The organism is Chromobacterium sp. FG22, assembly GCF_057809415.1.
Map to the genome: position 1 here is coordinate 1 of NZ_JBMDJX010000046.1, position 22,735 is coordinate 22,735.

Below are 22,735 nucleotides of genomic sequence, written 5' to 3' on the forward strand. Positions count from 1 at the left end.
ATTACCCTAAACACGCTTTCCAGGCGTGCGACTTAAACCACTCATCCACCTCTCCAGAATCCCCGTGAAACAAGGCGCTTGGCGTTTCGTTCACAGAGGCTGCGCAGTATATAAGCCCTATTCATCCGGCGCAAGTGTTTTGTAAGCGGAATGAGAAAAAAGGGCGTCGACATACTCGCCCACCCCTTCCCGCTCGCGCCGCAACCAGCCGGCAATCGCCGCGCGGAAACGCGGATCGGCGATGTAATGGGCGGACCAGGTGCGCTCCGGCTCAAAACCCCGCGCCAGCTTGTGCTCGCCCTGGGCACCGCCCTCGAAGCATTGCAGGCCGGCGCGGATCGCGTACTCCAGGCCCTGGTAGTAGCACAGTTCGAAATGCAGGCAGGGAATATCGGCCACCGCGCCCCAGTATCGCCCGTACAGCACGCCGTCCTGCACCAGGCACAGGCTGGCCGCCAGCGGCGCGCCGTCCCGCTCGGCGACGAACATCAGGCAATGCGAACCCAGCCGCTCCGCCAGCAGCGCGAAGAAGGCCGGATTCAGATAGGGCGCGGAACGGCGTTCCAGATAGGTCTGCCGGTAGCAACGGTAGAAAAACGCCCAGTCCTCGGCGGCGATGGCCTCCCCGCGCAATGCCCGCACGCTGACGCCGGCCTCGGCCACCTTGCGCCGCTCCTGGCGGATCTTCTTGCGCTTGTCGCGGCTCAGCGTGGCCAGGAAGGCGTCGAAGTCGGCATAGCCGCGGTTGCGCCAGTGGAACTGCACGCCTTCGCGCAGCAGCCAGCCGGCCTCGTCCAGGGCTTGCGCCTCCTCCCGCGCGGGAAACAGCACGTGGGCCGACGACAGGCCGTGCTCGTCCACCACTTGCTCCAGGCCGGCGATCAATTGCGGCCAAGCCGCCGCGTCGCCCAGCAGCCGCCGGCCGCCCACCGGGCTGAACGGCGAGGCCACCACCAGCTTGGGATAATAGTCCAGGCCGGCGCGGGCATAGGCTTCCGCCCAGGCCCAGTCGAACACGTATTCGCCGCGCGGATGCCGCTTCAAATAGGCCGGCGCCAGCGCCTGCAAGCGGCCGTCCCGCTCCAGACCCAGCGGCAAGGGCAGCCAGCCGCTGGCCTCGCCCACGCAAGCCGCCCGCTCCAGCGCCTCCAGCCACGGCCGGCCCACGAACAGATTGCCGCCTTCCCCCAGGCCCGCCCATTGTTCCGCGCTCCAGGCGCCCACTCTCTCGTGCAATTGCAAGGACACCATGATTCCTCTCGGGCGTTTGCGCCGTCTATCAGGTAAAATTCCATCTATCTCGAAACATTCGGTTCCCTATCAAGATGCGTATCGCGCTCGCCCAGTTCAACCCCGTTGTCGGCGATATCCCCGGCAACACCCGCAAAATCCTCGACCTCGCCCACGCGGCCATCGCCCAGGGCGCGGACGTGCTGGTCACGCCGGAGCTGGCCTTGACCGGCTACAGCCCGGAAGACCTGCTGCTGCGCGACAGTTTCTACCGCGCCTGCAGCCAGGCGCTGGACGAATTGCTGGAATTGGACGGCATCACCCTGGTGGTGGGCCATCCGGCCCGGATGGGCGCGGATCGCTTCAACGCCGCCACCGTGCTGCGCGACGGCAACCGGCTGGGCCAGTATCACAAGATGCTGCTGCCCAACGATGAAGTGTTCGACGAATGCCGCTACTTCACCCCCGGCGCCGCGCCGCTGGTGTTCCAGCAGGGCGAGGCCAAGGTGGGCGTGCTGATCTGCGAGGACGTCTGGTCCGTCGACCCGGCCGCCGAGGCCGCCGACGCCGGCGCCGACGTGGTGGTGGTGCTCAACGCCTCGCCCTTCCATCGCAACAAGATTGAAACCCGCCACGACGTGGTGCGCTTCCGCGCCGAGGAAACCGGCCTGCCCTTCGCCTACGTCAATCTGACCGGCGGCCAGGACGAACTGGTGTTCGACGGCGCCTCCTTCGCCGTCAACCGCGCCGGCGAGGTGGTGGCCCAGGCCGCCGCCTACGACGACGAACTGCTGATCGTCGATTTCGACGGCGGCGATCTGCTGCCCGGCGCCAAGGCCGCCCTGCCCGGCCCGCTGGAAAGCGTTTACCGCACCCTGGTGGCCGGCGTGCGCGACTACATAGGCAAAAACGGCTTCCCCGGCGCGCTGCTGGGCCTGTCCGGCGGCATAGACTCGGCGCTGACCCTGGCGGTGGCGGTGGACGCGCTGGGCGCGGACAAGGTGCACGCGGTGATGATGCCCTCGCGCTACACCGCGGACATCTCGGTGACCGATTCCCGCGACATGGTGCAGCGCCTGGGCGTGAAGTACGACGAGATCGAAATCTGGCCGATGTACGAAAGCTTCGTCCAGGCGCTGGCGCCCAGCTTCGCCGGCCTGGCCGAGGACACCACCGAGGAAAACCTGCAGGCCCGCATCCGCGGCACCCTGCTGATGGCGCTGTCCAACAAGAGCGGCAAGCTGGTGCTCACCACCGGCAACAAATCGGAAATGACCACCGGCTACTGCACCCTGTACGGCGACATGGCCGGCGGTTTCGCCGTGCTCAAGGACGTGGCCAAGACCCTGGTGTTCGAACTGTGCCGCTGGCGCAATCTGCAAGGCGAGATCATCCCGGAACGCATCATCACCCGGCCGCCGTCGGCGGAATTGCGCCCGGACCAGACCGACCAGGACAGCCTGCCGCCCTACGAGGTGCTGGACGCCATCATGGCGCGCTATGTGGAGGAAAACCTGTCCGCCGAGGCCATCATCGCCGAAGGCTACGCCGAGGCCGACGTGCGCCGCGTGGTGCGGCTGCTGAAGATCAACGAGTACAAACGCCGCCAGGCGCCGGTGGGCCCGCGCGTGACCCACCGCGGTTTCGGCAAGGACTGGCGCTACCCCATCACCAATAAATTCAGCTGATCCCCCAGCCGGGGCCGCCCCGCCCCGGCCTCGCGCATGACATAGGCGATGCCGGATGCGTTAAACTGTCCGGCTCGCGCCGGACCGACCCCACCCGCCCGGCGCAGAATCTCGCTCAAGGAAACAATAATGCGTCTAAAAAAACTGGGACTATGCGCCGCGCTGTGCGGCATCGCGCTGCTGACCGGCTGCGTCTCGCCGATCGCCAACAAAAGCGCCGACCAAGCCGCCCGCAAGATCATGCTGCAAAACTGGAACAGCAAGGGCTACAACCTGGACGCCGACATCGGCTTCGATGAGCTGAGCGTCGCCGACGTCGACAAGGCCAAGGAAGACGGCAGCACGCTGGAACAGGCCGCCGCCTCCGCCGCCGATCAAATCGCCCGCAGCATGCGCCTCAACATCAAGGCCGCGCTGGACGTGCCGGGCGGCAAACTGGAACTGATTCCGGCGCTGCGCCTGGAGCGCCGCAACCTGCTGACCAGCGTGCAACTGCCGCTGCAATTCCACGCCAAGGACCTGTCCTTGCTGGTGGACCCGTCCGCCGCCTATCTGTTCGTGCCGGAAATGCAAGCCTACGAAGGCAAGTTCCTGCGCGTGCGGCTGCCGCAGCGCGTGGCCGACAACTTCCCGCTGCAGGCCATGTACCAGGCGATGCCGAAACTGCTGGACGAAGCCTACGCCAAGGTGGACAAGCAGGCGTTCAGCTTCCAGCCGCTGGACTCGCGCGCCGCGGAACTGGGCGCGCGCTACCGGCTGCGCATCGCCATGAACCGCGCCCAGGAAAACCAGCTGGCTTCCCACATCATCGCCGGCCTGATCCAGGTCGCGCGTCAGGAAGCCGCGCGCAAGCCGCAGATCAAACCCGGTCCGCTGGGCAGCGAAAGCCTGCTGCAGATGATCGACAGCCTGATCAAGGCCTCCGAGGCCAATCCGCTGAACAGCAACACCGTCAGCGATCTTTACGTCAGCCGCGGCGGCGACCTGCTGGCCATCCGCCAGACCATACGCTTCAACAGCCCGGGCTTCCGCGGCCAGGCCCACGCCGACATCCGCTACAGCAACCAGGGCAAGCCGGTATTCGCCTACCAGCCCGCCGAGGCCGACATCCTGGACCTGGAACGCCTGGACAAGCCGGAGTGGCTGAAATCGCTGGGCCTGGCGCTGCACGCGCTCAACCAGCCGCCGGCGGCCGACGAAGAGGCGACGGCCGCGGAAGAAACCGCCGCGCAATAATCGCTAACAAAACGGCGTCGCCGTCGACGCGCGCGCGGAAACCGCGCGCCGTCCCGGCGGTCCCATCTTGGTCACGCGGCCCGGGCCGCCCACCGCAAGGATTTCCCCGCATGAAGATGAAACTGATCTCAGCCGCAGTCGCCCTCTCCGCGCTGGCGCTGCCGGCCGCCTCCCACGCCGCCGCCATCGCCCAGCTCAAGGCCTTCGTCGCCGGCAACAAAACCCTGAGCGCCGACTTCAAGCAAGTGGTCAGCAACAAGAGCAAGCGCGAGGAAGCCAGCGGCCGGCTGGAAATCGCCCGTCCCGGCAAATTCCGCTGGGAGTACAGCAAGCCCTATGAACAATTGATCGTCGGCGACGGCAAGACGTTGTGGGTCTACGACAAGGATCTGGCGCAAGTCACCCGCAAGGCCCAGGGCGCGGCGCTGGGCTCCAGCCCGGCGGCCTTGCTGGCCGGCAACAACGCCATCGAGCGGAACTACCAGTTGCAGGAAGCCGGCAAAACCGGCGAAGTGGAGTGGCTGTCCGCCAGCCCCAAGCAGGCCGACAACAGCTTCAGCGCCATCCGCATGGGCTTCAAGGCCAATATGCTGGTGGAAATGGAGCTGACCGACAGCTTCGGCAACCACACCAAGGTCAGCTTCAGCGCGCCGCAGCAGAACCCGCCGCTGGCCGCCTCCCGCTTCGCCTTCGTGCCGCCCAAGGGCGTGGACGTGGTCAGCGGCGACTAAGCCGCCCCGCCGCCCTCCAGCCGCCTCCGGGCGGCTTTTCTTTTAGAACCCGTTCAAAGCCTGCTGCGCTTCGGCGCTACGGCCTTGAAAACGTCTTCGGAGCGCTCATGTGCTTCTTGCGCACTCCGCCTCCTCAGCCGCTTTCGCCTGGTCCCGCACTTGCTCGCGAGACGTGGGCCGATGCGGGCATCGTGCCAAAAACGCCACAAATTCTCATCGTCCTTGCTGAGCCGGCTTGACTTTATCCCATCTAAAAACATATCTTAAGATATATTTTTTCAGGAGAGCCGCCATGCCTCACCGTCTCGACACCCTGCTGCGCCGCCTGGGCGGACGCAACGCGCATCATCGTCTCCACGCGATGGCCCGGCACGGCCACGGCGGCGGCCATGGCCGACACGGAGGATTCGGCGGCTTTGGCGGCGGCGACGACGAAAGCATGACCCGCGGCCGCAAATTCAGCTCCGACGAATTGCAGCTGCTGTTGCTGGCTCTGCTGGAAGAGCGCCCTAGCCACGGCTACGAACTGATCAAGGCGCTACAAAGCCGCAGCAACGGCTTTTACAGCCCCAGCCCGGGCATGGTCTACCCGGCGCTGACCTATCTGGAAGAACTGGGCCATATCTCGGTGAGCGAGGAAGGCAAGCGCAAATGCTATGCGCTGATGGAGGCCGGCCGCGACTATCTGGAACAGAACCGCGAACAAGTGGAATGGATGATGGCGCGGCTCCAGCACATCGCGCGCAAGATGAACTCGATCCGCCGTGCGCTGACCGGGGAAATGCCGCCGCCGGACGACGCCGTCGGCAGCTGGATTCCGGAACTGACCCGGGCCCGCGGCGACTTGAAGCAAGCGCTGATGCGCACCGCCAACGTCGACGAGGACGAACAACGCCGCATCGCCGCCATCCTGAGGCAAGCCTGTGAGCAAATTCTGGGCGACACCGGCTAATAAGGTGCTGACGGCCAGTTACGCACCGGCGAGAGGGATTCAGCAAGGCCTTGAAACCCGCTTTGAAACGCTTATGCGCCGTACGCGCATTCCGCTTTCTCAGCCGCAAAGCCTGGCCCCGCTCTTGCCCGCATGGCCGTAAACAGCGTCCAAGAAGCTGTTCACGCCCCCAAGCCGCCCAGCCATGACTTCAAGACAGGATTCTTATGACCACACCCGATCTGACCGTGCAACGCCTGCGCCACCCGCTGCGCTTCCGCCTGCTGCAAGTGCGCGCCATCCGCCCGCTCGGCCCCAAGCTGCTCCGCGTCACCCTGGGCGGCGAGGAACTGGCGGGCTTCGCCACCGCCTCCTTCGACGACCACCTCAAAGTGTTCTTCCCCGAGCATCCGGACGCCAAACCCGCGCTGCCGGCGCTGGTGGACGAAACCCTGATTTATCCGGAAGGCCAGCCGCGCCCCACCGCGCGCGACTACACCCCCTGCCGTTTCGACCCGGAGCGGCTGGAGCTGGACCTGGAGTTCGTGCTGCACGAGGCCGGCCCCGCCACCAGCTGGGCGGCTCAGGCCAAGCCCGGCCAATACCTGGGCATAGGCGGCCCGCGCGGCTCCTTGGTCATTCCGGCGGCTTTCGACTGGCACCTGCTGATCGGCGACGAGTCCGCCTTGCCGGCCATCCGCCGCCGCCTGGCCGAGCTGCCGCCCGCGGCCAAGGTCATCGCCCTGCTGCAAACCAGCGAGGCGGGTCAAAGCTGCGAACTGCCAGCCCATCCCAATGCCGACATCCGCTGGGTGCACCAAGGCGCCGACGCCGAGCCGGCGCTGCTCTCCGCGCTCAAGCCGCTGACGCTGCCGGCGGGCGAAGGCTTTGTCTGGGCCGCCGGCGAATACCACGCCATCCGCGCGGTGCGTCAATACCTGCGCGAGGAACGCGGCATAGACAAGAGCCGCATCCGCGCCGCCAGCTACTGGCGGGAAGGCAAGGCCGCCAGCCACGAAACCCTGGAAGACTGACACGACAAAGCCCCCCGAGATGGGGGCTTTATTCATCCGCCGGACCCGCTTAACCCAACGGCCAGTTCAATACCACGATGGAGTCGTTGTAGTCCTGGTCCGCGCCGTCCTCCGCGCCCACCAAGGCCAGGTTCAGGCGATTGGCCAACACCACCTGGCTGGACACCAGGTCGGACTGCTTGCCGTTGACCGTCACCGCCACCCTCACCGCGCCGGAACCGGAGTTGATCACCCGCGTGCCCAGATTGCGGTCGTCCACGCCGCTGCCGCTAAACGTGGCGCGCGGCTCGTTGTCCACATATACGGTGATGTTTTGCTGATAAGCCGCATTGGTCAACGCGGTCACGCCGAAGTTGATGCGCGGGGGAAGAGTGAATACGCCTTGCTGAGCCATCGTCGTTCTCCTGTAAGGGTTCAAACGCCAAACTTCTCAGAGCCTGTTTGAAGTCTCGCGAACTAGAGCGAGACAAGGCGTTGCGGCGGAAAAAGCGGCATGCACTCCTGGCACATGAGCGCTTCGAAACTGTTTTCAACGCCGTATCGCCGACGCGCAGCAGTCATTGAACAGGCTCCCAGGCCGGTTTCCGCGCGCCGACGCGCAGAAGAAGCCCTCCGTCTCAAGCTGCCACTGCCTCCATTACCGTAGGCAAGCGCGCCCGCGTATTCACCGGGCCCAAAGGTCAGGACAAATACGGACTATCCGAACCAGACCACGCTGAGCGGGCGCTCACAGCCCGCCATGCTATAGTTTGAAACCCTTTTGCAGCGCTTGCGCGGCCCGCTTCGGCCCCCTCTCCCACCCTCACAGATAGGACATTTGAGTTCAATAAAACAATAAATAATTAATATATTAAATTAAAAAGGAAAAATGCATTTTAGATAACACCCGCCCACTTCCCGTCAATCAAAACCCGTCCACGGATTCCGGCCTGGAAGTTCACCCCATCGGCTCCCTGGAAACCATAGGCATCATCGTCGGCACCAATATCGGCGCCGGCGTGCTGGGCATTGCTTTCGCCGCCCGCAAAACGGGTTACCTGCCCTTGCTGGCCTGCCTGATCCTCACGTGCGTCATCTGCATCATCACCATGCTCTACACCGCCGAGGCCTGTTTGCGCACCCGCGGCAATCACCAGCTCAGCGGCCTGGCGCAACGCTACCTGGGCGGCATCGGCGCATGGCTGATTTTCATCGCCGTCGCCGCCAACAGCTATGGCGCGCTCACCGCTTATATGAGCGGCAGCGGCAACATCCTCGCCGACTTCTTCAATGAATACGGCCTAAGCCCGCAGCTGGGCAGCCTGTTGTTCTTCATTCCCTCCGCCTTGATTCTGTATCTGGGGCTGAAAGCCTTGGGCGCCGGCCAAAAACTGATCAGCGGCGCGATGATGACCATCGTCCTCGTCCTCATTTTCGCCACGATCTCCCATCCCTCGTCCAACGTCGCCTATTTGCTGCAAAGGGAATGGGAATACGTGATCCCGGTGTTCAATCTGGCGGTCTTCGTCTTTGGCGCGCAATTCCTGGTGCCGGAACTGGTGCGCGGCAATCAGCATCAAGCCCGTCAACTGCCGCGCCTGATCGTGGCCGGCATGCTGGCCACTTTGTTGCTGGTGGCGGCCATTCCCGCTTCGGTGATCGCACTGGTCGGCAACGACAACGTCAGCCAGGTGGCCACGCTCAACTGGGGGCGCGCCCTGGGCAATTGGGCGTATTACACCGCCAATATCTTCGCGCTGCTGGCCATGATGACCTCTTACTGGGGGCTGGGCGGCTGCCTGCTCACCAATATCTTCGACCATTTCCGTCTTGGCCCGGAAGGCCACCCCGTCAAACGCTGCCTGGTGCTGGCGGCGGTCGCGCTGCCGCCGTTTCTGTTCGCCTATTCCGGCGCCTCCAGCTTTGTCGGCGCGCTGTACTTCGCCGGCACCTTCGGCGGCGTGCTGATGGGCATCATGCCCATCATCCTGCTGAATCGGGCGCGCCGCCACGGCGAAACCGTTCCCGCCTTCCGCTGCGGTTGGTACGCCCATCCGCTGATCCAGGCCTTGATCGCGGCGACCTTCGCCGGCAGCGGCCTGTACGCCATCGCCGCCGCCATGGGCTGGCTGCCGGCTAGTTGGTAACACCCCCAAGAAAGCCCGCATATGAAACGTTCTCTCTGGCTGCAAGAAGTCTCCGCCGACCTGACCGACGGCAATGCATTGGACCGCGACTTGCACGTGGACATCGCCATCATCGGCGGCGGCTTCGTCGGCCTGTGGACCGCGCTGCAGATACTGGAAAAACGCCCGGCCACGCAAATCGCCATTGTCGAGCAGGATGTCTGCGGCGGCGGCGCTTCCGGCCGCAACGGCGGCTTCGTCATGTCCTGGTGGCCCAAGATCCGTTCTCTGAGCGCCATCTGCGGCCCGGGCGAGGCGCTGCGCCTGGTTCTGGCCTCAGAACAGGCCATCGACGATATCGACGCCTTTTGCCGCCGACACGCCATCGATGCCCACTTCCGCCGCGCCGGCTGGCTGTGGACCGCCACCACCCCGGCGCAGCACGGCGCCTGGCTTGACGTGCAGCAATTGGCGGAGCGCCTGGGGCACCCCACTTTCGTGCCGCTGCCGGCGGAGGAAGTCGCCCGCCGCAGCGGCTCGCCGCAACACCTGCAAGGCGTGATCGAGACTGGCAACGCCACCGTGCAGCCGGCCCGGCTGGCGCGCGGCCTGCGCCGCGTCGCGCTGGAAAACGGCGTGCGCATCTTCGAACACAGTCCGGTGCGGCGGATAGAACGCGGACAGCCGGCCCGGCTGATCACGCCGGGCGGCACGCTGAGCGCGGACAAAGTCGTGATCGCGAGCAATGCCTGGGCCGTTTCCGTCCCGGAGTTGGCGCGCAGCGTCCTGCCCGTCACCAGCACCCTGCTGGCTACGCCGCCCATTCCCGAGCGGCTGACGGAGATAGGCTGGACCGGCGGCGAGGCCATCACCGATTCGCAACTGCTGGTCGATTATTACCGCACCACCCGCGACCACCGCATCGTCTTTGGCAAGGGCACCGGCCGCTTTGGCTTCAACAGCCGCATCGACGCAGGCTTCGACGATGATCCGGCGCTGAACGCCTTGACCGAGAGCGACTTCCGCCGCGTCTACCCGACGCTGGCCGACGTGGCCGTTGAGCACAGCTGGTCCGGCCCCATAGACCGCAGCTACGACAGCCTGCCGCTATTCGGCCGCCTGCCGGACGCGCCCCACCTCGTCTACGGCATAGGGTGGAGCGGCAACGGCGTAGGCCCCAGCCGCATCGGCGCGCAGATTCTCAGCAGCCTGGCGCTGGATCTGGACGATGCGTGGAGCCGCTGCCCGCTGGTGGGCCGCGCTGTGCGCCAATTCCCGCCGGAGCCTTTTCGTTATCTGGGCGGCAAGCTGGTCCGCGCCGCGGTGCTGCGCAAGGAGGCCGCCGAGGCCGAACGACGCCCCGCCGCCGGCCTGGACCGCCTGCTCAGCCGGCTGGCACCGGCCGGCCTGGAGGACAAGGGCTAGACGCCCAAATAAAAACCGCAGCCTCCCTGGCTGCGGTTTTCATGACCGGCACCGCTCTGACCGCGCTCAGTTGCGCGTCACCGCGTCACCGGGCGCGTAAGCGCCGGCGTCTATCGGCGAATGCGCGGCGATGTACTCGCGCAGCATTTCCGCATCGACAAAGCCGGTATTGACGAAGCCCGGATGCTTGTTCATCAGCGGGTAGCCGTCGCCGCCGGCGGCGATGAAGCTGTTGATCGCCATCCGGTAGGTCTTGGCCGGATCGATGGGCTGGCCGCCGATCAGCGCCTGCCGCAGCTCGCCGCCGACGATGCTCAGCTTGACGCCGGCGAACTGGCCGAAGGCGCCGGCGCCGGGCGTCATCCGCGCGGCGGCCTTCAGGTAATCCAGCGCTTCCTGGCCGTTCAGGTCCACATAAGCCAGGGTGCTGCCGAAGGGGAACACCTTCAGCACGTCGCGGTAGTTGATCGCGCCGGCCGGCAGCGAATCACGGATGCCGCCGGAATTGGACACGGCGAAGTCCGCCTTGACCTTGTCCATCATCACCCGGCCGACGAAGACGCCCAGATTGGTGGGCTGGCTGCGCACCACACCGCGGTCGCCGTCCAGCTTGGCGCTGGTCCGCCCCACCGGCACATCCAGCGCCGCCTGGCCCTTGTTCTGATAACTTTGCAGGAAGTTGCGCAGCTTGCCGTCCTCCTCGATCAACTGGGTGTACGGCACTTTCTGATCCTTGCCGTCCGCGCCCTTGACGCTTTTCTTCAGATTGACCGGAATCAGCTGGTATTTGGAGAGCTTGAGTTTGCCGTTGCGGAACTCGAAATCGGCACGGCCCACGTATTTGCCCCACTCGTGCGCCTGCACGATCCAGGCGCCGTTCTGGCGGTCCGGCGCGCAAGGCGCGCCCGGCACATAGGCGTCGTCGCGCTGGTTTTCCGCCTTCATGCACACCGGGTTCTGGCTGTGGCCGCCCACGATCAGATCCAGCCCCTTCACCGCGCGCGCCATCTCCACGTCGCCCGGCGCGTTCACGCCGTGCTGGCCGTCGGTGTAATGGCCCATATGGGTGGCGGCGATGACGATGTCGGCCTGCTGGCGCAGCTCCGGCACCAGCTTGCCGGCCTCGGCGATAGGGCTGCGGAACTCGATGCCCTTGACCTGCTCCGGGTTCACCATCTTGGCGGTGTCGTCGGTGGTCAGGCCCAGCACCGCCACCCTCACCCCGCCCAGATTGAACATCGCGTACGGGTCGAACATTCGCTTGCCGTCCTGGTAGATGTTGGCGGACAGCATGGGGAAGTTGATCCACTGGCGCTGTTTCATCAACACCGGTACCGGCTTGTCGAACTCGTGGTTGCCCACCGCCATCGCGTCGTAGCCTATGCGGCTCATGCCGCGGAAATCCGGCTCCGCGTCTTGCAGATCGGACTCCGGCACCCCGGTATTGATGTCGCCGCCGGACAGCAGCAGCATATAGCCGCCGTCGGCCTTGACCTCGGCGCGCACCTGGTCCACCAGGGTCTTCTGCGCGGCCAGGCCGTATTCGCCGTCGCTATTGGGCCAGAAACGGCCGTGGTGGTCGTTGGTGTGCAGGATGGTGATCTTGTAAGTCTTGTCTTCGACATAATTGCCCTTGCCGGGCGTGGCGGCGCAGGCGGAGAGCAGGCCGGCGGCCAGCAGGGACAGGGCAAGCGGTTTCACGGATAGTTTCATCGTTGATCCTTGGTTTTTATTGGAATGCATGCACGCCGCAAAAATGGCGGACCCGCGGGCCCGCCATTGCTGAAAGTCATTCCCTCGCCGGACGCGCACAGCTTCCGGCCGGGCGCCCAAGCTTATTTGCTCCAGCTGTCCTTCAGGCCCACACTGCGGTTGAACACCGCCTTGACCCCCGGCTGATGCTCGTAACGGTCGGTGACGAAATAACCCAGGCGTTCAAACTGGAAGCGCGATTCCGGCGCCGCCTGCAGCACCGAGGCCTCGACATAGGTCGGCACCAGTTTCAGCGATTCCGGGTTCAGGAACTGGCGGAAGTCCAGATATTCGCCGTCCTCGCCGCGCACCGCGTCCGGACGCGGCTCGGTGAACAGGCGCTCGTACCAGCGCACATCGGCCTCAATCGCGTGCTCGGCGGACACCCAGTGGATCACGCCCTTGACCTTGCGGCCTTCCGGGTTCTTGCCCAGCGTGTCGTGGTCGATGCTGCACTTGAGCTCCACCACCTTGCCGGCCGCGTCCTTAACCACTTCCTCGCACTTGATCACGTAGGAATAACGCAGGCGCACTTCGCCGCCAACGGTCAGGCGCTGCCACTTGGGCGGCGGCACTTCGGCGAAGTCGTCCTGCTCAATCCAGATCTCGCGGGCGATGGGCACTTCGCGCTCGCCGAACTCCGGATGATGCGGATGGAAGGGCGCGCTGCGGCTGGCGGTGACGGCGGCGTCGTAATTGCTCAGCGTCACTTTCAGCGGATTCACCACCGCCATCACGCGCGGCGAGTCGTTTTCCAACGTCTCGCGCACCGCGCCTTCCAGAATGGTCATGTCGATGATGTTTTCGCTCTTGGACACGCCGATACGTTGAGCGAACAGCTTGATGCCGGCCGGGCTGTAGCCGCGGCGGCGCATGCCGGCCACGGTGGGCATGCGCGGATCGTCCCAGCCGCTCACCGCGCCCTCGTTGACGAGCGCCAGCAGCTTGCGCTTGGAGGTCAGCGTATACAGCAGTTCCAGGCGCGACGATTCATACTGACGCGGATGGCAGCCGATGCTGATATTGTCCAGCACCCAGTCGTACAAGGGACGATGGTCTTCGAACTCCAGCGTGCACAAGGAGTGGGTGATGCCCTCGATGGCGTCGGAAATGCAATGGGTGTAGTCGTACATCGGGTAGATGCACCACTTGTCGCCGGTGCGGTGATGATGCGCGCGGCGGATGCGGTAGACGGCCGGATCGCGCAGATTGATGTTGCCGGAAGACATGTCTATCTTCAGGCGCAGCGTCTTGCTGCCGTCCGGAAACTCGCCGTTCTTCATGCGGGAGAACAGGTCCAGGTTCTCCTCCACGCTGCGCTCGCGGTAGGGGCTGTTCTTGCCCGGCTCGGTCAGGCTGCCGCGGTACTGGCGCATTTCCTCGGCGGACAGATCGTCCACATAGGCCTTGCCGGCCTGAATCAGCTCCACCGCATAACCGTACAGGCGGTCGAAGTAGTCGGAAGCGAAGCGCACGTCGCCGTCCCACTTGAAACCCATCCAGCTGATGTCGTCGATGAAGGACTGCACGTACTCCGGCGACTCTTTCTCCGGATTGGTGTCGTCCATGCGCAGATTGCACTTGCCCTGGTAGTCCTCGGCCAGGCCGAAGTTCAGGCAAATGGCCTTGGCGTGGCCGATATGGGCGAAGCCGTTGGGTTCCGGCGGGAAGCGGGTGACGATGCTGCTGTGCTTGCCGGAGGCCAGGTCCTCGTCAATGATGTTGCGGATGAAGTTGCTGACAACCGGCGCGTTGTTTTCCGTGCTCATTGTTTTGTGCGGTGCGAGTTTATGACTAATCGAAGATTGTAACCGATTTCGCCCCCGCTGGGAGCGGGCCGGCCTCGCCCGCCCCGCCTTTGGCCGCCTTACAACAAAGCCCGGCCCGACAACTGCTCCAGCAAGGCCAGCGGCGACTGCTGTGGCTGGGCCATCTCCGCCACCGGCAGCCAGAAAGTCTGCTCCAGCATGAACTGGCCTGACATCACCGCGTGCGACGCGTGATCCGAGAAACAGACCCAGGCGCAACCGGGCGGAAACGGCATGGTTTCCTGCGGACATTGGCGCTGATAATCCAGGTCCGCCTTCATCGCGTCGTGCAGATGCAGCATGATGTGATCGTAAGCGCTGCGCTTGCGCTTGGTGATCTTCAAGCCCGCCAGCAAGGCCGCCGAACCCGGCCACTGCCGCGGCACCCGCGGCAACATGCGCCGCGCCATATCGGTGAACGGTTCGCCCACCCGCCACACCCGGGGCTCGCCATCGGGATTGATATTGCAGAACACCCGCAGAATGCGTTCGCCGTAATTGGGACGGGACGGAAACGCGTCAACATGCAGCCGGCTGTCGTCCTTGCGCCAGGACGTCCGACGGTCCTCCACCCTCATCAGCCGCAGGCTGGTGGGCGCCGCGCGCAGCTTGCCCTGATATTCCGGCAACAAGCGCGCGGCCAGATCCGCGGCGGCCCGCTGGTAGCGCGCGATCAAGCCGCGCACCTCCGCCTCCCATTCCGCGCCGCCCACCACGCCGTGCAAGGCGCCGTTGTCCGGCTCCAGGCTGATGTTCTTGCGCTTGGGATCGGCGACGGCCGGGTCCAGCAAGCGGCCCTCCTCGGCCAGCAGCTTGAAATCGAAGCTGGGCAGATACAAGACCTTGCCCTGCTCCAACTCATCCACATAGCGGCCTTGCGCCGCGCCGTCCACCCATACGATCTGGCTCGTCATCTGAGCTCCTAGCTGAAACAATGATTTCCACGCGGCAAGGAGCGGCTGACAAAGCCGACTGGCCCGAGGCCAGACCCGCTTTACAAGTCGCTAACCCTCGGCCGCGCCTATAGAACCTGTCCAAAACCCCGCGAGCAGGCGCGAGACATAACTTGGCGAAAATCGCTGAGAAAGCGGCATGCGCTCGTGACACGGGAGCATGTCGCATGCGGCGCTCACCGTGCCGCGTCTCACGGAAGCGCAACAGACTTTGAACAGGCCCTAAGCGGCCGCCCCGCCCCGCCAAGCCGTTGAGCCGGCCCTGCAAGCGGGCCGCTAGGATACGCCTGCGGCCAGGGAATGTCATGTGGGAACCCCGGCGCCCCGTTCCTGCGGCCAGGGCGCGCAGCGCCTTGATTTTGATGGGCAAAACCGCCCTTGCGGCAAAACCCTACTGCAACCAAGGCAATTTCCAATAAAAAACAAGCGCTTAATCCACAAGCAAGCGGCAACTATGGCATAATAGCGGGTTGTCTGAACTTCAGCCTTTTGCCAGCATGACGACCGCACACGCCGCCAAACCGATCACCTCCTACCGCAAGTACTGGGCCAGCCGCTTCGGCGCCGCCCCGTTCCTGCCGATGACCCGCGCCGAAATGGAGCAGCTGGGTTGGGACTCCTGTGACATCATCCTGATCACCGGCGACGGTTATATCGACCACCCCAGCTTCGGCATGGCGCTGGTGGGCCGGCTGCTGGAAGACCAGGGCTTCCGCGTGGGCATCATCGCCCAGCCGGATTGGCACTCGGCGGACGCCTTCCGCGAACTGGGCAAGCCCAATCTGTTCTTCGGCGTCACCGCCGGCAATATGGACTCCATGATCAACCGCTACACCGCGGACCGCCGCCCGCGCTCGGACGACGCCTACACCCCGCACGCCGCGGCCAACAAGCGCCCGGACCGCGCCGTCACCGTCTACGCCCAGCGCTGCCGCGAAGCCTACCCCGGCGTGGGCGTGATGGTGGGCAGCATCGAGGCCAGCCTGCGCCGCATCGCCCACTACGACTACTGGAGCGAGAAAGTGCGCCCGTCGGTGCTGATCAACTCCAAGGCCGACCTGCTGCTGTACGGCAACGCCGAACGCGCGCTGGTGGAAGTGGCGCACCGCGCCGCCAGGGGCGAGAAGCTGAGCGAGATCCGCGACGTGCGCGGCACCGCCTTCATCGTGCCGCACGGCTGGCGCCCGGATGAAGAATGGCAGGAAATGGATTCCAGCGTGGTGGACCTGCCGGGCAAGGTGGACGTCCACCTCAACCCCTACCAGGAAATCCCGGAACAGGCGGCCGAAGCCACCAAGGACCAGGACCCGTCCAAGCCGCAGGTGATCCGCATCGAATCCCGCGAAGAGCGCCTGGCCAAGCGCCGCGCCGAACGCGCCAAGACCGTGATCCGCATCCCGGCCTACGAGGCCGTGGCCCACGACCCGGTGCTGTACGCCCACGCCAGCCGCACCCTGCACCTGGAATCCAACCCCGGCAACGCCCGCGCGCTGGTGCAGATGCACGGCGAGCGCGACGTGTGGCTGACCCCGCCGCCCATTCCGCTCTCCACCGAGGAAATGGACCACGTCTACGGCCTGCCCTACGCCCGCAACCCGCACCCCAGCTACGGCGACGCCAATATCCCGGCCTGGGAAATGATCAAGTACTCGGTCAACATCATGCGCGGCTGTTTCGGCGGCTGTACCTTCTGCTCCATCACCGAGCACGAAGGCCGCATCATCCAGAGCCGTTCCGAGGAATCCATCCTCAAGGAAATCGAGGAAATCCGCGACAAGACCCCGGGCTTCACCGGCCATATCTCAGACCTGGGCGGCCCGACCGCGAATATGTACCGCCTCTCCTGCAAGGACCCGAAGATCGAGCGCTCCTGTAGGAAGCTGTCCTGCGTGTTCCCGGACATCTGCGAAAACCTGAACACCGACCACAGCCACCTGATCCAGCTTTACCGCAAGGCGCGCGCGCTGCCGGGCGTGAAGAAGATCAACATCCAGTCCGGCCTGCGCTACGACCTGGCCGTGCGTTCGCCCGAGTACATCAAGGAATTGGTGCAGCACCATGTGGGCGGCTATCTGAAGATCGCCCCGGAACACACCGAGGACGGTCCGCTGTCCATGATGATGAAGCCGGGCATGGGCGCGTACGACAAGTTCAAGGAACTGTTCGAACGCTTCAGCCGTCAGGCCGGCAAGGAACAGTATCTGATCCCCTACTTCATCGCCGCCCACCCCGGCACCAGCGACGAAGACATGATGAACCTGGCGCTGTGGCTGAAGAAGAACAACTTCCGCCTGGACCAGGTGCAAACCTTCACCCCCACGCCGATGGCGATGGCCACCACCATGTGGCACACCCGCCGCAATCCGCTCAAGCGCCTGTCGCGCAGCTCGGAAAAAGTGGACGTGGTGCGCGACGGCTACCGCCGCAAGCTGCACAAGGCCTTCCTGCGCTACCACCACCCGGACAACTGGCAGATCCTCCACGACGCGCTGATTCAGATGGGCCGCAGCGACCTGATCGGCCACAGCAAGCACTGCCTGATTCCCCCGACGCCGCCGGGCGACAAGGCCGCCGCCGTGCGCCACCGCATGGGTGCGCCGCTGTCGCGCAACAAGGCCCCAGGCCAGCGCGCCACCGCTCCCGCCGGTCACGGACAGCGCGGCAAGCCCGCGCAGGCCAAAGCCATGGCCAAGCCCGGCGCCGGCCAAGCGCCGGCCGGACGCGGCAAGCCCGCGAAACCCGGCAGCAAACCGGCCGGCAAGGGCCGCAGTCGTTAAATCCAGCCGCCCACGGGCGGCTTTTTGCCGGCCGGCGGCCGGGCACTTTGCCCCGCCGCCGGCGTCTCAATCCCATACCCCGCCCAGCGAGCCCGCCATGATCCACATCGACTTCGACCACAGCTACGCCCGCGACCTGCCCGACGCCTGCGCGCCGGTGCAGCCAGAACGCCCGCCCGCGCCGGCCCTGCTGTACTGGAACGCCGAACTGACGCAAGAGCTGGGCCTGGACAGCGGCCAAGCCGACGCCGCCGAACTGGCCGCCGCCTTCTCCGGCGCCGCCTTGCCGGCTGGCGCCAAGCCGGTGGCCCAAGCCTATGCCGGCCACCAGTTCGGCGGCCTGTCGCCGTCGCTGGGCGACGGCCGCGCGCTGCTGCTGGGCGAAGTCATCGACCGCAACGGCCAACGCCGCGACATCGCCTTCAAGGGCAGCGGCCGCACTCCGTTCTCCCGCCGCGGCGACGGCAAGGCCGCGGTGGGGCCGATGCTGCGCGAACTGATCATCGGCGAAGCCATGCACGCGCTCGCCATCCCCAGCACCCGCGCGCTGGCCGTGACCGCCACCGGCGAAACCGTCTACCGCGAACAAGCGCTGCCCGGCGCGGTGCTGACCCGCGTCGCCGCCAGCCATCTGCGCGTCGGCACCTTCCAGTACTTCGCCCTCCGCGGCGAACGCGACATGCTGCGCCAGGTGGCCGACTACACCCTGGCGCGCCACTACCCCGAACTGGCCGGCGCCGAGCAGCCCTATCTGGCGCTGCTGCAAGCGGTGGCGGAACGTCAGGCGGAACTGATCGCCCGCTGGATGCACGCCGGCTTCATCCACGGCGTGATGAACACCGACAATATGGCGCTCAGCGGCGAAACCATAGACTACGGCCCCTGCGCCTTCATGGACGTCCATCATCCGTCCACCGTGTTCAGCTCCATCGACAGCGGCGGCCGCTACGCCTACGGCAACCAGCCGGCCATCGCCCAATGGAACCTGGCCCGGCTGGCGGAAACCCTGCTACCGCTGCTGGACCCGGACGAGCCCAAGAACGCGGTGCCGGCGGCCACCGCCGTCATCGAAGACTTCGCCGAGTGCTACCAGGCCCACTGGCTGCAACAGGCGCGCCGCAAGCTGGGCCTGAACCAGGCGCAGGACATCGACCAGGAACTGGCTGAAGATTGGCTGGCGCTGCTGGCGCGCCAAGATGCCGACCACACCCTGGCCTGGCGCCGGCTGGCCGACGCCGCCGAAGGCCAAGACCAGGCACTGACTCAGCTCTTCAACGACCCGGCCGCCGCCGCGCCCTGGCTGGCGCGCTGGCGCCAGCGGCTGGACGCCGAACCGCAAGCCGCCGCCAAACGCGCCGCCGCGCTGCGCCAGGCCAACCCGCTCTACATCCCGCGCAACCACCTGGTGGAAGAAGCGCTGGCCGCCGCCAGCGACCACGGCGACATGGGCCCGACGCTGGCGCTGCTGGACGTGTTGCGTCAACCGTTCACCGAACGCACCGGCCTGGAGCGCTACACGCTGCCGGCCGCGCCGGAAGTGGCGCAGGGGTATCGGACCTTCTGCGGCACCTGATTACCGCCAGCCGCAGCCGATAAAACAAAAAGCGCAAGGCTCACCACCTTGCGCTTCCCCGCCAGCCCTGCTCAACAGCCTTCAAGCCAAGCGCTTCTCCATCACGTCGTCGTCCATCACAAAGCCGTTGCCGATGTCGAACACCGCCTGCTCCCGCAAGGTGAAACCACGCTGCTTGTACACCGCGATGGCGCCGGCATTGTGCTTATTCACCGTCAAGACCAGGGTATGGCAGCCGCGCTGCCGCGCCGCCTGTTCCACCGCGTCCAGCATATAAGCACCCAGGCCGCGGCCGCGCGTCTCCGCCAATAGATACAGCTGCTCCAGCTTCATCTCCCCCGGCGTCGCCGTCAGCGCGTAACTGCAATAACCCGCCAGTCTGCCGTCCAGCCTCAACAGGCCAAACCAGCGGTCCGGCGCGTCCAGATAGGCGGACAGCTTTTCCGGCACATAACGGCCGGCCAGCATGTATTCGATCTGCTCGCGGCTGATCATGCTGATGAAATGCTGATGCCAGATCTCGCCGGCCAGTTCGGCCAGGGCGGAAAAATCGGCGGCGGTCAACGGATCCAGACAAACGTTTTGGCTCATGCGCGGCACTCTCCAGGTTGAACGGTCATAAAAGGAAAATGTGGGCGATACCGCTCACCGACAAGTCCGGAGGCATTCGATTCAGCGCGGCGGCTTCACCCTAGTTGCCAAGACAGTTAGAATACAAACATCATAAAACGGCGCTAAAAACCCGCCGCCACCACCTTCCCGCAGCGAGACTTCATGCACTTCATCTTTGATATCGACGGCACTATTTGCTTCAACGGCAGGACCATCAGCCCGGCCATCCAGGACGCGCTGGACAGCCTGCGCCGGCACGGCCACCAGTTGGGCTTTGCTTCCGCCCGCCCCTACCGCGACATCCTGCCCTTGCTGGATGCCCGCTTCCACGATGTGCTGATCATCGGCGCCAACGGCGCGATGAGCCATCGGCAAGGCCAGTTGCACCGGCTGAACCCCATCCCGGACCCGGTGTTCGCCGACGTCACCCAACTGGCGCAACGCTTCGCCGCGTCCTATCTGGTGGACCTGAGCTGGAACTACCACTACAACGGCGACGCCAGCCACCCCTTCCTCAACAAGGTGGACCCCGGCAAACTGGCCAGCCATGTCGGCGCCGAAGACATCCGCCAGCCGGCCAAGCTGCTGATCACCGCCTGCGCCGACGTCCCCGGCCTGCGCCGGGAACTGGACGCCCACGCCGGCGTGGAGCTGCACCACCATTCCGACGAACAGATCTTCGACATCACCGCCGCCGGCGTCAGCAAGATGGCCGCGCTGCGCCAATGCGGCATCGCCGCCGAGGAGCTGATCTGCTTCGGCAACGATAGCAACGATGTCAGCATGTTCCTGGACGCCGGCCACTCGGTACAGGTGGGCGCCCATCCGCGGCTGGCGGAACTGGCCAGCGAACGCTTGCCGCTGGACCAGGACATTGAAGCGCGGCTGGTGGACGCCATCGCGCGGCTGAGCCGCGAACGCGCGCCGGCGCGGCGGGATTGAAAAAGCGCGCTCCGCCGAGGATAAAGAAGATGGGGCCGCTCACAAAGAGGCCGACTCGCCGTTGATGCACGGCCTGCGTTTGCGCGCCTTGTCTCTGGCTCTCTGCGAGATGGCGTGAGCGGAGCCAAGCAGGTTCCCGCCGTCTCCCTACCCGCCTCAATTCCGTGGAGCGCCCATGGCCGCCACCCTAAAGCTGTCCGAACTGATCAGCTCGCTGAGCTACGCGCTGGACATCACCGAAGGCCAGCCCGAAGGCCATTGCATCCGCAGCTGCTGGATAGGCATGCATATCGGCCAATGCATAGGCCTGCCGCCGCAACGGCTATGGGATTTGTACTACGCCATCCTGCTCAAGGACCTGGGCTGCAGCAGCAACGCGGCGCGCATTTGCGAGCTCTACCAGACCGACGATCGCAGCTTCAAACAAGACTTCAAGCAAGTGGGCGCCGGCCTGCCGCAGCTGCTGGGCTTTGTGTTCAAGAACACCGGCACCCACAGCGAGGGCTGGGCGCGGCGCGCGGCTTCCGTTCTCAAAGTGCTGCGCCACGGCAGGACGATGGCGGACGAACTGATCAACACCCGCTGCCACCGCGGCGCCGACATCGCCCGTCAGCTGCGTTTCAATGAAAACGTGGCGCGTGGCATTCAATCGCTGGACGAACACTGGGACGGCTCCGGCCGGCCGCTGGGGCTGCGCGGCGACGCCATTCCGCTGAATTCGCGCATCGCGCTGCTGGCCCAGGTGATAGACGTGTTCCACATCACCCATGGCCGCCAGGCGGCGCTGGAGCAGGCGCTGCGCCGCGCCGGCGGCTGGTTCGATCCGGAACTGGTGGCCGCCTTCCGCCGCGTAGGCGCCCGGCCGGACTTCTGGCGGCAGCTGGAGGCCGACGACATTGACCAGGCGGTGCTGAGGCTGGAGCCGGCCCAATACGCGGTGCCGCTGGACGAGGACTATCTGGACGAGATCGCCGAGGGTTTCGGCCAGGTGGTGGATTCCAAAAGCCCGTTCACCGCCGGCCACAGCCAAAGAGTGGGCCATTACGCCGACCAGATCGCCGCGGAACTGGAACTGGGCCAGGAACGACGACGCTGGCTGAAACGCGGCGCGCTTCTGCACGACGTGGGCAAGCTGGGCGTCAGCAACACCATATTGGACAAGCCCGGCAAGCTGGAGGCGGACGAATGGGAGGCGGTCAAACGCCACGCCGCTTACACCGAAGCCATCCTGGGCCGCATCGAACACTTCGCCGAACTGGCCTGGGTGGCCGGCGCCCACCACGAGCGCCCGGACGGCGGCGGCTACCCGCGCGGCCTGTCCGGCGACGCCATCGCGCTGGAAACCCGCATCATCACCGCCGCGGACATCTTCGACGCCATCAACGCGGAACGCCCCTACCACCCGGCCACCCCCGCGCCGCAAACCCTGGACATCATGCGTCGGCACCTGGGCAGCGCCATCGACCCCGCCTGCTTCGCCGCGCTGGAACAGGTGCTGCGCCAGGAGGGCGCGCTGTCTTGAGCACATGAAAAAGCCGGCCCCGCGGGGCCGGCTCGCCGTCAACGCCGCATCGGCTCAATGCCAGCTGCTGGCCAATACCGGCTGCAAGCTGGCCTGATAGTCCGCCGGCAAAGCGGACTGCCCGCCAGCCGGTGGATTGAAGGCCGCCATCGCGTCCACCAAGGCCTGTACCTGGCTGGCCGCCAGCGTCTTGCCATCACCGGTCTTGATCAACTCGATCTGGTAGGCCTTGTCGGCAAACCAGTGATTGACCGTCACCTTGTCATCCGAACCGATAACGGACAACTCCAGGCTATCGCCGCTACGGCGGAACCAGAGCTGATCGGAGTTGATGCCGGAACCGAAGCGCAGCTCGTCACGGTAGTTGGGGTCGTTGTCGGCCGCGTCGCGGTAGTTATGCCACGACTCCCCGCCCA

General features: G+C 65.5%; 18 protein-coding genes. 11 read left to right on the forward strand and 7 right to left on the reverse strand.

Going from position 1 to position 22,735, the window contains the following annotated elements; translation table 11 throughout:
* Window positions 1–117: 117 nt before the first annotated feature.
* Entirely contained in the window at window positions 118–1,251 is a 1,134-nt protein-coding gene (locus ACODSD_RS23670) for a GNAT family N-acetyltransferase (protein ID WP_488878485.1), read from the reverse strand.
* Between the two features lie 74 nt (window positions 1,252–1,325).
* Between ACODSD_RS23670 and ACODSD_RS23675 the strand changes: the two genes are divergently transcribed.
* The 5 genes from ACODSD_RS23675 (at window position 1,326) to ACODSD_RS23695 (ending at window position 6,850) form a co-directional block, all read left to right on the forward strand.
* Window positions 1,326–2,918 (forward strand): NAD+ synthase, encoded by a 1,593-nt coding sequence (locus ACODSD_RS23675; protein ID WP_107800170.1) that lies wholly within the window; start codon window positions 1,326–1,328, stop codon window positions 2,916–2,918.
* A gap of 129 nt (window positions 2,919–3,047) precedes the next feature.
* Window positions 3,048–4,154: a hypothetical protein gene (locus tag ACODSD_RS23680; RefSeq protein ID WP_107800171.1), complete on the forward strand. Its 1,107-nt coding sequence runs from the start codon at window positions 3,048–3,050 to the stop codon at window positions 4,152–4,154.
* A 110-nt stretch (window positions 4,155–4,264) separates the two neighbouring features.
* A complete protein-coding gene (gene lolA / locus ACODSD_RS23685) occupies window positions 4,265–4,885 on the forward strand; it encodes an outer membrane lipoprotein periplasmic chaperone LolA (RefSeq protein WP_235089304.1) in 621 nt (206 codons plus the stop codon).
* Between the two features lie 292 nt (window positions 4,886–5,177).
* Window positions 5,178–5,837, forward strand: coding sequence for a PadR family transcriptional regulator (locus ACODSD_RS23690; protein WP_488878486.1), 660 nt, complete (start codon window positions 5,178–5,180; stop codon window positions 5,835–5,837).
* Window positions 5,838–6,043: 206 nt separating this feature from the next.
* Complete coding sequence (locus ACODSD_RS23695; RefSeq protein WP_227103957.1) at window positions 6,044–6,850, forward strand: siderophore-interacting protein; 807 nt, start codon at window positions 6,044–6,046, stop codon at window positions 6,848–6,850.
* Window positions 6,851–6,899: 49 nt separating this feature from the next.
* Here the strand turns inward: ACODSD_RS23695 and ACODSD_RS23700 are convergent, their stop codons facing one another.
* On the reverse strand, window positions 6,900–7,244 hold the full coding sequence (locus ACODSD_RS23700) for a fucose-binding lectin II (RefSeq protein ID WP_107800175.1): 345 nt from the start codon (window positions 7,242–7,244) through the stop codon (window positions 6,900–6,902).
* Between the two features lie 559 nt (window positions 7,245–7,803).
* On the opposite strand from ACODSD_RS23700, the gene ACODSD_RS23705 reads away from it, so the two are divergent.
* Window positions 7,804–8,976, forward strand: coding sequence for an aromatic amino acid transport family protein (locus ACODSD_RS23705; protein ID WP_488878495.1), 1,173 nt, complete (start codon window positions 7,804–7,806; stop codon window positions 8,974–8,976).
* 21 nt (window positions 8,977–8,997) lie between these two features.
* The gene (locus ACODSD_RS23710) at window positions 8,998–10,380 is read left to right on the forward strand and encodes an NAD(P)/FAD-dependent oxidoreductase (protein ID WP_107800177.1); all 1,383 of its coding nucleotides are present in this window, start codon (window positions 8,998–9,000) and stop codon (window positions 10,378–10,380) included.
* A 66-nt stretch (window positions 10,381–10,446) separates the two neighbouring features.
* Here ACODSD_RS23710 and ushA read toward each other — a convergent pair whose 3' ends face one another.
* From ushA to kdoO, 3 genes are all read right to left on the reverse strand, one after another.
* Entirely contained in the window at window positions 10,447–12,093 is a 1,647-nt protein-coding gene (gene ushA, locus ACODSD_RS23715) for a bifunctional UDP-sugar hydrolase/5'-nucleotidase UshA (protein ID WP_488878487.1), read from the reverse strand.
* A gap of 122 nt (window positions 12,094–12,215) precedes the next feature.
* On the reverse strand, window positions 12,216–13,901 hold the full coding sequence (locus ACODSD_RS23720; protein ID WP_488878488.1) for a glutamine--tRNA ligase/YqeY domain fusion protein: 1,686 nt from the start codon (window positions 13,899–13,901) through the stop codon (window positions 12,216–12,218).
* 98 nt (window positions 13,902–13,999) lie between these two features.
* Window positions 14,000–14,854: a Kdo hydroxylase KdoO gene (kdoO, locus tag ACODSD_RS23725; RefSeq protein WP_488878489.1), complete on the reverse strand. Its 855-nt coding sequence runs from the start codon at window positions 14,852–14,854 to the stop codon at window positions 14,000–14,002.
* Between the two features lie 536 nt (window positions 14,855–15,390).
* Here kdoO and ACODSD_RS23730 point away from each other — a divergent pair.
* Both ACODSD_RS23730 and ACODSD_RS23735 read left to right on the forward strand, forming a co-directional pair.
* Window positions 15,391–17,670, forward strand: a complete 2,280-nt coding sequence (locus ACODSD_RS23730) for a YgiQ family radical SAM protein (protein WP_107800181.1) — start codon at window positions 15,391–15,393, stop codon at window positions 17,668–17,670.
* 97 nt (window positions 17,671–17,767) lie between these two features.
* On the forward strand, window positions 17,768–19,243 hold the full coding sequence (locus tag ACODSD_RS23735; protein WP_488878490.1) for a protein adenylyltransferase SelO: 1,476 nt from the start codon (window positions 17,768–17,770) through the stop codon (window positions 19,241–19,243).
* A gap of 81 nt (window positions 19,244–19,324) precedes the next feature.
* On the opposite strand, the gene ACODSD_RS23740 is transcribed toward ACODSD_RS23735, so the two are convergent.
* The gene (locus tag ACODSD_RS23740) at window positions 19,325–19,834 is read right to left on the reverse strand and encodes a GNAT family N-acetyltransferase (RefSeq protein ID WP_488878491.1); all 510 of its coding nucleotides are present in this window, start codon (window positions 19,832–19,834) and stop codon (window positions 19,325–19,327) included.
* A gap of 183 nt (window positions 19,835–20,017) precedes the next feature.
* Between ACODSD_RS23740 and ACODSD_RS23745 the strand changes: the two genes are divergently transcribed.
* The gene (locus ACODSD_RS23745) at window positions 20,018–20,797 is read left to right on the forward strand and encodes an HAD-IIB family hydrolase (RefSeq protein ID WP_488878492.1); all 780 of its coding nucleotides are present in this window, start codon (window positions 20,018–20,020) and stop codon (window positions 20,795–20,797) included.
* A 175-nt stretch (window positions 20,798–20,972) separates the two neighbouring features.
* A complete protein-coding gene (locus tag ACODSD_RS23750) occupies window positions 20,973–22,319 on the forward strand; it encodes an HD-GYP domain-containing protein (RefSeq protein ID WP_488878493.1) in 1,347 nt (448 codons plus the stop codon).
* Window positions 22,320–22,373: 54 nt separating this feature from the next.
* Here the strand turns inward: ACODSD_RS23750 and ACODSD_RS23755 are convergent.
* Window positions 22,374–22,735, reverse strand: a 362-nt coding sequence (locus ACODSD_RS23755; RefSeq protein WP_488878494.1) for a calcium-binding protein, incomplete at its 5' end; no start/stop codon positions are given.